The sequence below is a fragment of the Thauera sp. WH-2 genome (assembly GCF_048321015.1).
Taxonomy (GTDB): Bacteria; Pseudomonadota; Gammaproteobacteria; order Burkholderiales; family Rhodocyclaceae; genus Thauera.
Window position 1 is genome coordinate 1 of record NZ_JBLWFG010000012.1, and the last position, 13,900, is coordinate 13,900.

Genomic DNA, 13,900 nt, shown 5'->3' on the forward strand with positions numbered 1-13,900 from the left:
CGCAATGCCCGCAGCAACATAAAGGCGGATATTGCCGTGACCTGCTCGGCGAGAGAGTCAGTCCGGGGGGGCGATTTTGAAGCTGAGGGTTCCTACCCTTTCGATGCGCCCTTCCAACTGGTCGCCCGGTTGGACGGGGCCAACGCCTTCAGGGGTACCGGTGAAGATCAGGTCACCGGGTTCAAGGTGGTAGTAGCTTGAGAGGTCGGAGATGATCTCGGGGACGCTCCAGATCATGTCGGAGAGGTTGCCGTGCTGGCGGACTTCCCCGTTGACGTAGAGCGAGATCTCGCCCTCGGACGGGATACGTCCCTCAGCGGGAGTGATTTCGCCGACGACCGCGCCGTTTTCCACGTTTTTTGCCACGTCCCAGGGATTGCCCTTGGCCTTTGCGGTGGCCTGCAGGTCGCGCCGGGTCATGTCCAGACCGCAGGCGTAGCCGTAGACCATTCCGATCGCGGCGTCGGGGGTGACTCGGAAGCCGCCAGTGCCGAGGGCCACCACCAACTCGACCTCATGATGATAGTCCTGCGTTTCAGGGGGGTAGGGCGCTGATCCGCCCGCAGCCACGACCATTTGGGCGAACTTGGTGAAGTAGACGGGGCGCATGGTCGCCTTGTCGACGGTGGTGCCCATTTCCTTCGCGTGTGCCTGGTAGTTCCTCCCGACGAAAAAAACGCGGTTTACCGGGAGGCGTGCGCTCGTGCCGCGCACTGGTAGCGTCACGGGCGCTGGAGGCGCCCAAAGGTAATTGATGTCCGCCACGTCCAACTTCCGCAAATAAGAGATCTGCAGTCTACAACGCCCGAGCGCAACGGGGGGCTCGGTTATAATCCAGGGTCCTGCCGGATGCCATCCCGCGACGGCCAGTCTTCAGACCTTGCTTCCGAGAATCATGACCTCGATCCTCAAACTGCGTGGCGCTGCGGCGCTTTCACCTTCCCGTCTGGAACGTCTTAGCCGTGCAGTGGAGGGCGTGGTTCCAAAGCTCGCCGGCCTGGCGGCGGAGTTCCGGTATTTCATCGAGTTGGAGGCTCCGTTGGCCGATGAGGAGCACACCCGCCTGGTCAGTCTGCTCGATGCGCATCCCCAGAGCGAGACGCTTCCCGGCGGTGTGATGGTACTCGTCGTGCCGCGTCTCGGCACCATCTCGCCCTGGTCATCGAAGGCGACGGATATCGCGCACCAATGCGGTTTTGACAAGATCGTACGCATCGAGCGCGGCATTGCGTATTCGATCGATGCACGCGGGGTTCAAGGGAACGCCGCGCTGCTCGCCCTGCTGCATGACCGCATGACCGAGTCCGTGCTCGGTGGCGAGGACGAGGCCGACGCCTTGTTTCACCACTATGCGCCGCAGCCGCTCACCACGGTCGATATCCTCGCTGGCGGGCGCGCCGCGCTTGAGAGCGCGAATAGCGATCTTGGTCTGGCGCTTTCCGACGATGAGATCGACTACCTTGTCGAAAATTTCAGCCGCTCCGGGCGCAATCCGACCGACGTCGAGCTGATGATGTTCGCCCAGGCCAATTCCGAGCACTGCCGTCACAAGATCTTCAACGCCGACTGGGTGATCGACGCGCGGCCGATGGAGAAGTCCCTGTTCGGCATGATCAAGGATACGCACAAGGCCCACCCTGACGGCACGGTGGTCGCGTATTCGGATAACGCCTCGATCATCGAAGGCGCGCGCATTGCCCGCCTGTATCCCGATGCCGACGGCGCTTTCCGCTATCATGACGAGGAGACTCATATCCTCGCCAAAGTCGAGACGCACAACCACCCGACCGCGATCTCGCCCTTCCCGGGCGCGGCCACCGGCGCCGGCGGCGAAATCCGTGACGAGGGCGCGACTGGCCGCGGCTCGCGTCCCAAGGCCGGCCTGGCCGGCTTCACGGTCTCCAACCTCAATATTCCGGATTTCGGCCAGCCCTGGGAGAAACCCTACGGCAAGCCAGAGCGCATCGCCTCCGCGCTCGACATCATGATCGAGGGGCCGATCGGTGCCGCTGCATTCAACAATGAATTCGGCCGCCCCAATCTCGCCGGCTATTTCCGAACTTTCGAGCAGGCGGTGCAGGGTGAGGTGCGGGGTTATCACAAGCCGATCATGATCGCCGGCGGCCTGGGTAGCATCCAGGCGCAGCAGTCGGAAAAGCCCACCTTCCCGCCGGGTACGCTGCTGATCCAGCTTGGCGGCCCGGGCATGCTGATCGGTCTCGGGGGCGGTGCGGCTTCTTCGATGGCGACCGGCACCAACACCGCCGATCTTGACTTCGCCTCGGTGCAGCGCGGCAACCCGGAGATCCAGCGCCGCTGCCAAGAGGTCATCGACGCCTGCTGGCAGCAGGGCGACAAGAACCCGATCATCGCCATCCATGACGTCGGCGCGGGCGGCCTGTCGAACGCGATGCCCGAACTCGCCGACCACGCCGGCCTGGGTGCGCACTTCGAACTGCGCGAGGTGCACATCGAGGAGCCGGGCATGAGCCCGCGCGAGATCTGGTCGAATGAATCGCAGGAGCGCTACGTGCTCGCGATCGCGCCCGAGAGCCTGCCGATGTTCCAGGCCTTCTGCGAGCGCGAGCGCTGCCCGTTCGCGGTGCTCGGTACCGCTACCGCGGACGGCCGTCTGACGGTGTCCGACCGCCACTTCGGCAACAAGCCGGTGGACATGGACATGAAGGTGCTGCTCGGCAAGCCGCCGAAGATGACGCGCAACGTGTCGCGCCGCGCGGTGCACCTGCCGCCCTTCGATACGACCGATTTCGACCTGCAGGAAGCCGGTATGCGCGTGCTGCGCATGCCGGCGGTGGCGAGCAAGAGCTTCCTGATCACCATCGGCGACCGCTCGGTCGGCGGCCTGACCGCGCGCGACCAGTTCGTCGGCCCCTGGCAGGTGCCGGTGGCCGACGTCGCGGTCACCGCGATGAGCTTCCAGGGCTACCGCGGCGAAGCCTTCGCCATGGGAGAGCGTACGCCGCTGGCCTGCGTGGACGCGCCAGCTTCGGGCCGTATGGCGATTGGTGAGGCGATCACCAACATCGCCGCGGCCGATATCGAGAAGCTGGGGGACGTGAAGTTGTCCGCCAACTGGATGGCGGCCGCTGGGCACCGTGGCGAGGACGCGAAGCTCTTCGACACCGTGCAGGCAGTGTCCGAATTCTGCATCAGCGCCGGGGTTTCCATCCCGGTGGGCAAGGACTCGCTGTCGATGCGCACAGCCTGGCGTGACGGTGAGGAGGACAAGCAGGTCGTCTCCCCGCTGTCACTGATCGCGACCGCCTTCGCTCCGGTGCAGGACATCCGCAACACGCTCACCCCGCAGCTGTATCTGCCTGAAGGTGTGGAAACCGAGCTGCTGCTGATCGACCTTGGTAACGGCAGGAACCGCCTCGGCGGCTCGGTGCTGGCCCAGGCGTATGACGCGGTCGGTGAACATGCCCCCGACGTCGATCCGCACCAGCTCAAGGCGTTCTTCGATGCGGTCCAGCAGCTGCGTCGTGATGGCCTGCTGCTCGCCTATCATGACCGTTCCGACGGTGGTCTCTTCGCCACCGTGTGCGAGATGGCCTTCGCCGCGAAATGCGGCCTGTCGCTGATCCTCGATACCGTCTGCTACGACCCCTACATGATGGACGTGGACGGCCTGGAGAAGAAACCGGACTCCCTCAAGGGCCGCTTCGATGATCGCCTGTTCGCTGGCCTCTTTGCCGAGGAGCTCGGCGCGGTCATACAGATCCGCCGCGATGACCGTTCCCGCATCACCGAGGTCTTGCGCGCCGCGAAGCTTGCCTACCACTTCATTGGTGAGCCGAACGACAAGGACGAGATCCGCTTCCGCCGCAACGCAAAGCTGGTGTTCGCCGCCAGCCGGGTGGAACTGCTGCAGGCCTGGTCCGAAACGAGCCATCGCATCGCGAAGCTGCGCGACGATCCCGAATCCGCACAGCAGGAATTCGAGGCGCTCGCCGATGCCAGCGATCCCGGCCTGTCGGTCGCGCTGACCTTCGACGTCCGCGAGGATGTAGCGGCGCCTTTCGTCGCACGTGGCGCGCGGCCCAAGGTCGTCGTGCTGCGCGAGCAGGGTGTGAACTCCCAGTTCGAAATGGCGGCCGCCTTCGAGCGCGCCGGTTTCACGCCGGTCGATGTGCACATGTCCGACCTGCAGGCGGGTCGCATCGATCTCGCCGACTTCCATGGGCTGGCGGCTTGCGGTGGCTTCTCCTACGGCGATGTGCTCGGTGCGGGCCAGGGGTGGGCCAAGTCCATCCTGTTCAACCAACGTCTGCGCGATGCGCTCGAAGTCTTCTTCTGTCGCAGCGACACTTTCGCGCTCGGCGTCTGCAACGGTTGTCAGATGATGGCCCACCTTGCGCCCATCATTCCAGGCGCCGAGGCTTGGCCGACCTTCCATCGCAACCGCAGCGAGCAGTTCGAGGCGCGCTTCGTGATGGTTGAGGTGCCAGAGAGTCCGTCCATCCTGCTGCAGGGCATGGCAGGCAGCAGAATGCCGATCGTGGTCAGCCACGGCGAGGGCAGGGCGGTGTTCCGCAACGAGGGCGACCGGGCGCGCGCGCTTGTAGCGTTGCGCTATGTCGACAACCATGGAAATCCCGCACAAGCTTATCCGGCGAACCCCAATGGGTCGCCCGAAGGTGTCACTGGCTTCACCACCGCGGACGGTCGATTCACGATCATGATGCCGCACCCGGAGCGCACGGCTCGTACGCTGCAGATGTCGTGGGCGCCGCCGTGGCTGGTGACCGAAAGCCCGGACGCCTCGCCCTGGCTGCGCATGTTCCGCAATGCGCGGCGGTGGCTGGGGTGATGCAGCTGTGATGCCCGCTTTGGGGAGCGTCGCTGCCGGGCGGCGCTCAAGTGCGGGCTTCGGATGCCGTTATACATGGACACGGGGTAGTGTATCTGGTCATCAACCGGAGTGATCATTGCGGCAGACGATAGCAACGCGCGACCTCAGGATCGGAATGTTCATCGCGGACATCGACCGACCGTGGGAGGAGACGCCTTTTCTGATGCAGGGCTTTCTGCTCAGGAATACGGACCAGCTCAGGGCGCTGCAGAACTACTGCCGCACGGTGGTGATCGACCGCCTGCGCTCGACGGGAGACCAGTTCAGCGACAAGGCGATCGGCGAAGGAGATGACCTGCTGCTCGGGCGCGAGGGTGGCATCCCGGAGGATCTTCTGGCTTCGCGCCAGGAGGCGAGCCGTTTTCTGTGCCTGTTGCGCGACTTCAAGGGCAAGATCCACACCCAGCGGCTCCCCGAACTGCCACCGATCGATAGCGGAACCAGACGTAGCGAACTCGAGGCAGAATTGCGCTACATGGCGCCGATTGTGGATGACGTGTTCCGCGTGCTGCGCGAAGTCAGACTGGCCATCGACGGCGGCGGGCGATTCGATGCCGAAGTCGTCCAGAGCCTCGTCAACGAGATGGCGGGGGGGCTGGAGCGCAATCCGGATGCGCTGCTCTGGCTGACGCGGCTGAAGCGCACCGATCAGTACAGCTACGATCACGCGGTCAATGTCTCGGTGCATCTGATGATTTTTGGCCGCTTCGTCGGGTTCGACAGCAAGGAGGTTCGCCGTCTCGGATTTGCGGGGTTGCTGCAGGATCTGGGCAAAATCCAGATCGACTACGCATTGCTGCGCAAGGCCGGACCGCTCACGACCAAGGAGTTCGAGCACGTCAAGGCGCATGTCACCAACACGCTGAAGATCCTGCGTGAAAGTGCCGAGGTTGACCGTGAGGTGCTGGCCATCGTGGGCGTCCACCATGAGCGCTATGACGGCTCAGGTTACCCGCGCGGCCTTTGGGGCATGAACATCCCGCTTCCCGGAGAAATGTCCGGAATCGTCGATACCTATTGCGCCATGACGCAGCAACGGGTGTATTCCGATGCGGTGTCCAGCCAGCATGCCATGGAGACGCTCAACCGCCTGCGCGGCAAGCAGTTTCGCGATGTGCTCGTGGACCAGTTCATCCAGTGCATCGGGCTGTACCCTATCGGCACGCTCGTCGAGCTCAACACCGGGGAGGTCGCCGTCGTCATCCAGCAGAACCAGGTACGCCGCCTCAGGCCGACGGTGCTGGTGCTGCTCGGGCCCGACAAGACGGTCGAGCGCTTCCCGCGCACGCTCAACCTGCTCATGCAGCCCGCCACGCCAGAAGGGCTGCCGTATCGCATCACCCAGGCGCTGCCGCCCGATTCGTACGGCATCGACCCTGCAGATTTCTACCTGGCCTGACCATGGACACCCTTACTCCGACCGGTTTTCTTGCCGCGCTGTCCGAGGTTTCGGCCCGAATCACCGAGCGCGACGAAGAGCGTGCCAGTGTGGGGGTGGTCGCGCTCTATGCCCAGCCCGACACCACCTTCTACCGCCTGCCGCTCGAACATCTGCGCGATCTGGGGCGCGAGATCGGCGGCCGGATCAGCGCCTGCCTGCGTCCGCGCGACACGGTGTTCCAGGTGGATGGCAAGGAGTGGCTCATCTCTCTGCCCGGCGTGGCGAGCGCTGGGGTGTTGACGCTCGCCATGCTCAAGCTCGAGCGCGCCTTCTCCGAGCACCCGGTGCGGCTCGATGGCGTGGCCTTGCCCCTGCGCGTGGTGTGCGGGGCTGCACTCTCCCCCGACCATGGGCGCGACGCTTTCCATCTCGTTCAGTCCGCCCGGATAGCGGGGCTCGTCGCCGGTCGATCGGATCGGACGAATCTGGTCTACGAGGCCTCGATGGAGCGCAGTGCGCCCACCTGCGCGACACTCGAGCGCGAGCTGCGTGAAGCCTTCGCCGGCGGACATGAACCTGAGCTGCACCTTCAGCCCAAGCTCCATGTCGCGAGCGGTCAGTGCCGTGGAGCGGAGGGCCTGCTGCGCTGGAAGGGCAGCGATGGCGTGTGGGTACCGCCGCCGGTGGTCATCGGTCTGATCGACCGTTTCGGCATGCGTCATCGCTTCAATCGCTGGCTGTTTCACCGCGCGGCCCAGATCATGAGCGAGTTGCGTGCGGAAGGGTTTGCGCTGGACCTGTCGATCAACCTCTCGGCGACGGATCTTTACGATGCCGAAGTTCCCGACCTCATCCGGCAGGCACTGGAAACCTGGCGGGTTCCCGCCGAGGGGCTGGTTCTGGAGATTACCGAGACGAGCATGGTCGACGAGAGCGCCGGGGCCAACGTGACCCGCGTGTTCCAACGCCTGCGCGAACTGGGGGTGAATTTTTCCATCGACGACTTCGGTACCGGTTTCTCCGGCATGAGCCGCCTCAGGTACTTCGCGGTGCAGGAGGTGAAGATCGACCGCAGCTTCGTCACCGATCTCGCGACCTCGCCGCGCGATCGCGAGATTGCCTCCTCCATCGTCGATCTTTCGCATCGCCTGGGAATCGTCGTCACTGCCGAAGGTGTCGAGAATGCGCAGACGGCAGCCCTGCTGGCGGAACTCGGCTGCGACCATCTTCAGGGTTTCCACTTCTCGCGCGCGATCCCCCTGCCCGAGTTCGTGCGCTGGCTGCAGGATCGTGTCGGCGCCGCGCCGATGATCGCGAAATTGCCGAATGACTGATCGAGATCAAGTCCGAAGGGGTGTCGTGCATTAGAATACCGCCACATATCCGCCACATATCCGCACGACAGCCCTCATGCAACGCTCCCGCCAACGCCTCTTCGCCTGGGTCGCGATCTTCGCGATGATGCTCAGCGCGCTGGCGCCGGCGATCAGTCGTGCCATGGGGCCGGACGAGAATGGCCGGTATTTCGTCCAGGTCTGCTCGGCGGCGGGTATCGAGTGGGTCGCCGTGAGTGCGGCAGAGGCCGAGTTCTACGCCGACGTGGAAACGCGCGACGATGGAACGTCCGGAAAAGGCGGCGGCCTGTCGCTCGATCAATGTCCCTACTGCTCCGCCGCCTACACCACGACGCTGCTGCCGACCCCGGCTTCTCCCGAGGTCTTCTCCGTTCGCGGCGGTGAAGTTCTTCCCACGCTTTTCCTCGTCTCTCCGCGCCCCCTCTTCGTGTGGGCGTCTTCTCATCCGCGCGCGCCGCCTGCGCATGCGTGATCGAGCGGCTGCCTGAGCGCATCGCGCCCGGGCAGCCCCCACGTCTTACCCCTGGAAGCACCACCCCTTCGACGTCAGGCACGGCACGTCGCCCGTTTTGGGCGCACTTTGGTCCGAGCTCAGTCGCGCCACGTCCGCAGTTGCGGACGGTACGCCGTGACGCGTCCTGCCTGACGAGTTTTTTGCGCCCGGAGAGCAATGATGAGAAAGCCCCTGACGGCTGCGCTGCTGCTGGCGGCCAGCCTTTCGGTCAGCGCGCAGCAACTGACCGTGACCGAACCCTGGGTCCGTGCCACGGTGCCCCAGCAGAAGGCCACCGGCGCCTTCATGCACCTCAGATCCGATGCCGATGTCCGCCTTGTGGCCGCGGAATCGCCCGTTGCGGGCGTGGTCGAGATCCACGAGATGTCCATGCAGAACGATGTCATGAAGATGAGCCCCATCTCCGGCCTCGATCTGCCCGCCGGACAGGACGTCGAACTCAAGCCCGGGGGCTACCACGTCATGCTGATGGACCTCCGGCAGCAGGTGAAGGTGGGCGATGAGGTACCGCTACGCCTGGTCATCGAACGCCGCGACGGCAGCCGCGAATCCGTGGACGTCGTGGCCCCGGCCCGCCCGCTCAATGCCCGCATGCAGATGAAGCACTGATGCTTCGCCCAGCGCGTCGCCCGCTTGGCGAGTCGACGTCGGTGCATCGCGTGCATCGACCTTTTTCCGCTGTGTGCCGATGGCACGCCGCACCACCTGGCATTTTCACGCAGTTTTAGTCATCACTAGGAAAACGACATGAAGAAGACCTTCAAACGCCTGCCGCTCGCAATTGCCGTGTCGATGGCGATTCCGGCGCTCGCGCTTGCCCAGGAAGCGCGCCTGGATAGCGTGGTCGTCACGGCGCCGACCATGGACATGCCGCTGACCGTCACCACCGACCCCAAGGCGCCTCGCCAGCCGCTACCGGCGCACGACGGGGCAGATCTGCTCAAGAGCGTTCCGGGCTTTTCGGTGATTCGCAAGGGGGGCGCGGATGGTGATCCTGTGTTCCGGGGCATGTCGGGCTCGCGCCTGAGCATCCTGCAGGACGGCCAGGAGGTTCATGGCGGCTGTGGCGGACGCATGGACCCGCCCACCGCCTATGTCTACCCCGAGTCCTATGATCGCGTAACGGTGCTCAAGGGGCCGCAGACGGTGCTCTATAGCGCCGGCAGCTCGGCCGCGGTCGTGCTCTTCGAGCGCGACATCGAGCGCATGATGCAGCCCGGCTGGAGCATGAACGGCAGCCTCACCTTCGGCAGCTGGGGCCGCAACGACCAGGTCTTCGATGCGAAGGCGGGCAACCCCGACTTCTACGCGCGCATAGGCGCCACCCGTTCCGACAGCGACAACTACGAGGACGGTGACGGCAAGAAGGTGCATTCCTTCTACACCCGCTGGAGCACGACCGGCGCAATCGGCTGGACCCCGGACGACAACACCCAGCTCGAGCTCAACTTCGGGCGCAGCGATGGCGAAGCCGCGTACGCCGACCGCGGCATGGACGGCACCAAGTTCGAGCGCGAGCATGTCGGTGTGAAGTTCGACAAGCGCAACCTCTCGCCGCTGGTACAGCGCATCGAGGCCAATGTCTATTACAGCTACATTGACCATGTGATGGACAACTTCAGCCTGCGACGGAAGCCGCCGGCGGCGCCGTTCTCGGTCAACAATCCTGACCGCGAAACGAAGGGCGCCCGCTTCGTCGCAACGCTCACCCCGGCCGATCAGTGGATGTTGAAGCTCGGGGCGGACTACAAGGACGACATGCATACGCTGCGTGCGATGCAGGGCGCCACGCCGCCCGCATACGCCAGTGCCGCCCGCAACAAGGATCTCGGTTTCGAGCGCTATGGATTGTTCGGTGAGGGAACGTATTCCCTCGATGACATGCGCCGTGTCGTCGCAGGCCTCCGGTTCGACCAGCATGAGGGTACGGACTATCGGCGCGCGATCAAGGACGTGGCCGCTGGAAACATGCTCAACACCTCGCCAAACGCCTTTGCCAATCAGAGCCGTGAAGAGAATCTGACGAGCGGCTTCCTGCGCTATGAAAATGATTACGCGGGCGGAGCGGGGACGTGGTATGCCGGACTGGGCTATGTCGAGCGCTTCCCCGACTTCTGGGAGATGATGCGCGCTACGCCGATCTCGGGCACCTCGAACAGCGTGGCCGATGCTCGCGACTTCGGCAATCTCGACTACGAGAAGACGACGCAGCTGGACATCGGCGCGAACTGGGCCGTCGGGGCGGTGAGTGCTTCCGTTGCCGGCTTCTACAGCAAGGTCGATGACTACATGCTGCTGCGCTGGTGGCAGGTGGGCTCGACCGCGGTCGCCGACGTGCGCAATGTCGATGCGACGCTCTACGGCGCAGAAGCGGATGTCACGTGGCGTTTTGCGACGAATTGGAGTGCGACCGGCACCTTGGCATGGGTGCACGGCAAGAACGACACGGATGGCAAAGCGCTCGCCCAACAGCCGCCGCTCGAAGGTCGCCTGGCAGTCGAATACAACGATGGCAGCTTCTCGTACGGTGGTCTGCTTCGTCTGGTTGCCAAGCAGGATCGTGTCGATGTCGGCTCGGGTAGCATCGTTGCAGGAGGTAAGGACCTCGGTCCGACTTCTGGCTTTGCCACCTTGGCGCTGAATGCCGGATGGCGGCCGAACAAGGCGACCTTGCTCACCGTGGGGGTGGATAACGTCTTCGATCGCACCTATAGCGAGCACTTGTCGCAGGGCAGTGCCGCGATTTCGGGATACGAAGTCGCGGTTAACGAGATCATCAACGAGCCTGGCCGGACGTTCTGGCTGAAGGCTCAGATTGCACTTGACTGACGTGCGTCGCGGCTGAGGCCGCAGGGCGGGCGTGTGCGGGGGGACGGCTCTGCCGTGACGCACATGCTCGCCTGACAAGGCGCATCGTCCCGGAGGGGAACGGGATGAATACTGGATTGAAACGCTCTTACGAGCTGGGCCAGTTCGACTGCGGGTCGTGCACGGCCAGCGGGACATCATCGTGCGGCGCGCTCGCCGCACTGATTTCGGCAGCCGGAATGCTGTCATTCAAATCATATGTCTTCGAGCCAGGGGCTGCGCTGATGCAGCGCGGAGCGCCTGCGCTCGGCGTTCACTTCGTGGTTTCGGGTGCAGTGAAGCTTGTGTGCGAGGACTTTGTTGGCAAGGAGCGCATCGTGCGCATTGTCCAGGACGGCGGAATCATCGGCCTGGAGGCCCTCACGGAGAGCAGGACGCGGCACGTTGCGCTTGCGCTGGACGAGGTCCGCACCTGCTGGATCGACGCGGTCAGGCTCCGGGATAGCCTGCAGCGCGTGCCGGAACTCCAACTGACGCTGCTACGCCAGATGCAGGCGGCCCTGCACGAGGCGGAGTCCTGGATCTCGGATCTGGCCAGTGGCACGGTGCCTGCGCGCGTGCGTCTGGCGCGGCTGCTGTTGCGCCTGCGTCTAGGCGGTGAGAATCGGGTGCGGCGGCTGAACCTGAGCGATGTGGGGGCCATTCTGGGGCAGACGCCCGAAACCGTATGCAGGGCGCTGAAGACCTTCACCCGCGACAAGGTGCTGGTGCCGCAAGGGGGGGGTATCGGTCAGCGCTTCTATCTGGCCGACATCGAGGCACTTCATTTGATCGCGCGAGATGGCGCGCCTGAGGTGGCGCGGGTCGAACCGGTCAAGCCGCCCTGTGCCGAGGGTGGCAAGCGCTGTCCGAAGTGCGCTACATGCGACCGCCAACCGACAGCGAACTGCATGGCGCAGGCGGCGGCCGCAAGCGATGTGCCGGCAGAGGCATGGAGTTGATCGCGGGCGGAAGTGCGACGCGGTCATTGCAGGGCAACCCGCGAACCGGGTTGCCCTGCGGTGGAGGCTTGCGGTGGTGCGTTGGGCGTGCGGGCCTCGTGTCCGCAAGCGCCTGAAAGCACGAGGGCGCCCGGGCCGTGTGGCGGGGCGCCCCTGCTTTTGCAGCGTGGCCTGTCGCGCGAGATTACTTCTTGCGCATCGGCGGCAGGTCGGTGCAACTGCCGTGCGCCACTTCGGCTGCCATGCCCACCGTCTCGCCCAGGGTCGGGTGAGGGTGGATGGTCTTGCCGATGTCGACCGCGTCGGCGCCCATCTCGATCGCCAGGCAGACCTCGCCGATCATGTCGCCAGCCGACGGGCCGACGATGGTGCCGCCGATGACGCGGTGGGTCTCGGCATCGAAGATCAGCTTGGTGAAGCCGTAGTCGGCACCGTTGGCGATGGCGCGGCCGGATGCCGCCCACGGGAACTTGGCGGTCTCGACCTTCTTGCCTTCTGCCTTGGCCTGCGCCTCGGTGTAGCCGACCCAGGCCACTTCCGGATGGGTGTAGGCCACGCCCGGAATCACCGTGGCGTCGAAGGCCGCCTTGTGGCCAGCGGCGACCTCCGCCGCGACGTGCGCCTCATGGACCGCCTTGTGGGCGAGCATGGGCTGGCCGACGATGTCGCCGATGGCGAAGATGTGCGGCACGTTGGTGCGCATCTGCGCATCCACCGGGATGAAGCCGCGCTCGCCGACGATGACGCCCGCCTTGTCGGCGCCGATCTTCTTGCCGTTGGGCGCGCGACCGGCCGACTGCAGGATCATGTCGTACTTGACCGGCTCGGTCGGTGCGCCTTCGCCTTCGAACTTGACCCACAGACCGTCGTCCTTCGCCTCGACGGCGACGGTCTTGGTCTTCAACATGACCTTGTCGAAGCGGTGGGCGTTCTGCTTCTCCCACACCTTCACCGCGTCGCGGTCCGGCCCCTGCATCAGGCCGTCCATCATCTCGACCACGTCGATGCGCGCGCCCAGCGTGGAATACACCGTGGCCATTTCCAGGCCGATGATGCCGCCGCCGATGACCAGCATCTTGCCCGGCACCTGCCGCAGTTCCAGCGCGCCGGTGGAGTCGACGATGCGCGGGTCCTTCGGGATGAAGGGCAGATGCACGGCGGCCGAGCCCGCGGCGATGATGCACTGCTTGAACTTCACCACCTTCTTGGCGCCGGTCTTGTCCTGGCTGGTGCCGGTGGTTTCCTCGACCTCGAGGTGATGCGGGTCGAGGAAGTGGCCGTAACCGCGGATGACGTCGACCTTGCGTGCCTTGGCCATGCCGGAGAGGCCGCCGGTAAGCTTGCCGATGACGCCGTCCTTGTGCTTCCTGAGCGCGTCGACGTCCACCGTGGGCTTGGCGAACTTGATGCCGGCGGTGTCGACGTGCTCGGCTTCCTCGATGACCGCGGCGACGTGCAGCAGCGCCTTGGACGGGATGCAGCCGACGTTCAGGCACACGCCACCCAGCGTTGCGTATCGCTCGATGATTGCGGTCTTGAGGCCGAGGTCGGCGGCGCGGAAGGCCGCCGAGTAACCGCCGGGGCCGGCGCCGAGCACGACCATGTCGTACTCGATATCGGCGCTGCCGCTGTGCGCGGCGGCGGCAGGCGCAGCGACCGGAGCCGCGGCGGGTGCAGTCGTGGGCGCGGCTGCGGCGGCGGCCGGGGCCGCTGCTGCAGCACCTGCAGCCTCAAGCTTCAGCAGCACCGTGCCCTCGGCGACTTTGTCGCCGACCGCGACCAGCACTTCCCTGACCACGCCGGCGGCCGAGGATGGCACGTCCATCGTTGCCTTGTCGGATTCGAGCGTGCAGATCGCGTCGTCGACCTTGATGCTGTCGCCGACCTTCACGAACAGCTCGATAACCGGCACCGAATCGAAATCGCCGATGTCCGGAACCTTCACTTCAACTGGGCTCATGGCGATCT

The 13,900-nt window shown here is 65.0% G+C and carries 9 protein-coding genes; 7 read left to right on the forward strand and 2 right to left on the reverse strand.

Annotation, left to right across the window (positions count from 1 at the left end; all coding sequences use genetic code 11):
* Window positions 1–57: 57 nt before the first annotated feature.
* Window positions 58–765, reverse strand: coding sequence for a fumarylacetoacetate hydrolase family protein (locus tag ACNKW1_RS14845; RefSeq protein ID WP_418365376.1), 708 nt, complete (start codon window positions 763–765; stop codon window positions 58–60).
* Between the two features lie 130 nt (window positions 766–895).
* Here ACNKW1_RS14845 and purL point away from each other — a divergent pair, with 130 nt between their 5' ends.
* The 7 genes from purL to ACNKW1_RS14880 all read left to right on the forward strand — a co-directional run bounded on the left by purL (window position 896) and on the right by ACNKW1_RS14880 (window position 11,932).
* On the forward strand, window positions 896–4,831 hold the full coding sequence (purL, locus tag ACNKW1_RS14850; protein WP_418365377.1) for a phosphoribosylformylglycinamidine synthase: 3,936 nt from the start codon (window positions 896–898) through the stop codon (window positions 4,829–4,831).
* Between the two features lie 118 nt (window positions 4,832–4,949).
* On the forward strand, window positions 4,950–6,272 hold the full coding sequence (locus ACNKW1_RS14855; protein WP_418365378.1) for an HD-GYP domain-containing protein: 1,323 nt from the start codon (window positions 4,950–4,952) through the stop codon (window positions 6,270–6,272).
* Between the two features lie 2 nt (window positions 6,273–6,274).
* The gene (locus tag ACNKW1_RS14860; RefSeq protein WP_418365379.1) at window positions 6,275–7,588 is read left to right on the forward strand and encodes an EAL domain-containing protein; all 1,314 of its coding nucleotides are present in this window, start codon (window positions 6,275–6,277) and stop codon (window positions 7,586–7,588) included.
* A 76-nt stretch (window positions 7,589–7,664) separates the two neighbouring features.
* Complete coding sequence (locus ACNKW1_RS14865; protein ID WP_418365380.1) at window positions 7,665–8,081, forward strand: DUF2946 domain-containing protein; 417 nt, start codon at window positions 7,665–7,667, stop codon at window positions 8,079–8,081.
* Between the two features lie 198 nt (window positions 8,082–8,279).
* Window positions 8,280–8,732, forward strand: a complete 453-nt coding sequence (locus tag ACNKW1_RS14870; RefSeq protein ID WP_418365381.1) for a copper chaperone PCu(A)C — start codon at window positions 8,280–8,282, stop codon at window positions 8,730–8,732.
* 138 nt (window positions 8,733–8,870) lie between these two features.
* Window positions 8,871–10,952 (forward strand): TonB-dependent copper receptor, encoded by a 2,082-nt coding sequence (locus ACNKW1_RS14875; RefSeq protein WP_418365382.1) that lies wholly within the window; start codon window positions 8,871–8,873, stop codon window positions 10,950–10,952.
* Window positions 10,953–11,170: 218 nt separating this feature from the next.
* The gene (locus tag ACNKW1_RS14880) at window positions 11,171–11,932 is read left to right on the forward strand and encodes a Crp/Fnr family transcriptional regulator (RefSeq protein ID WP_418365383.1); all 762 of its coding nucleotides are present in this window, start codon (window positions 11,171–11,173) and stop codon (window positions 11,930–11,932) included.
* Between the two features lie 184 nt (window positions 11,933–12,116).
* Here the strand turns inward: ACNKW1_RS14880 and lpdA are convergent, their stop codons facing one another.
* Entirely contained in the window at window positions 12,117–13,892 is a 1,776-nt protein-coding gene (lpdA, locus tag ACNKW1_RS14885; protein WP_418365384.1) for a dihydrolipoyl dehydrogenase, read from the reverse strand.
* Window positions 13,893–13,900: the final 8 nt, after the last annotated feature.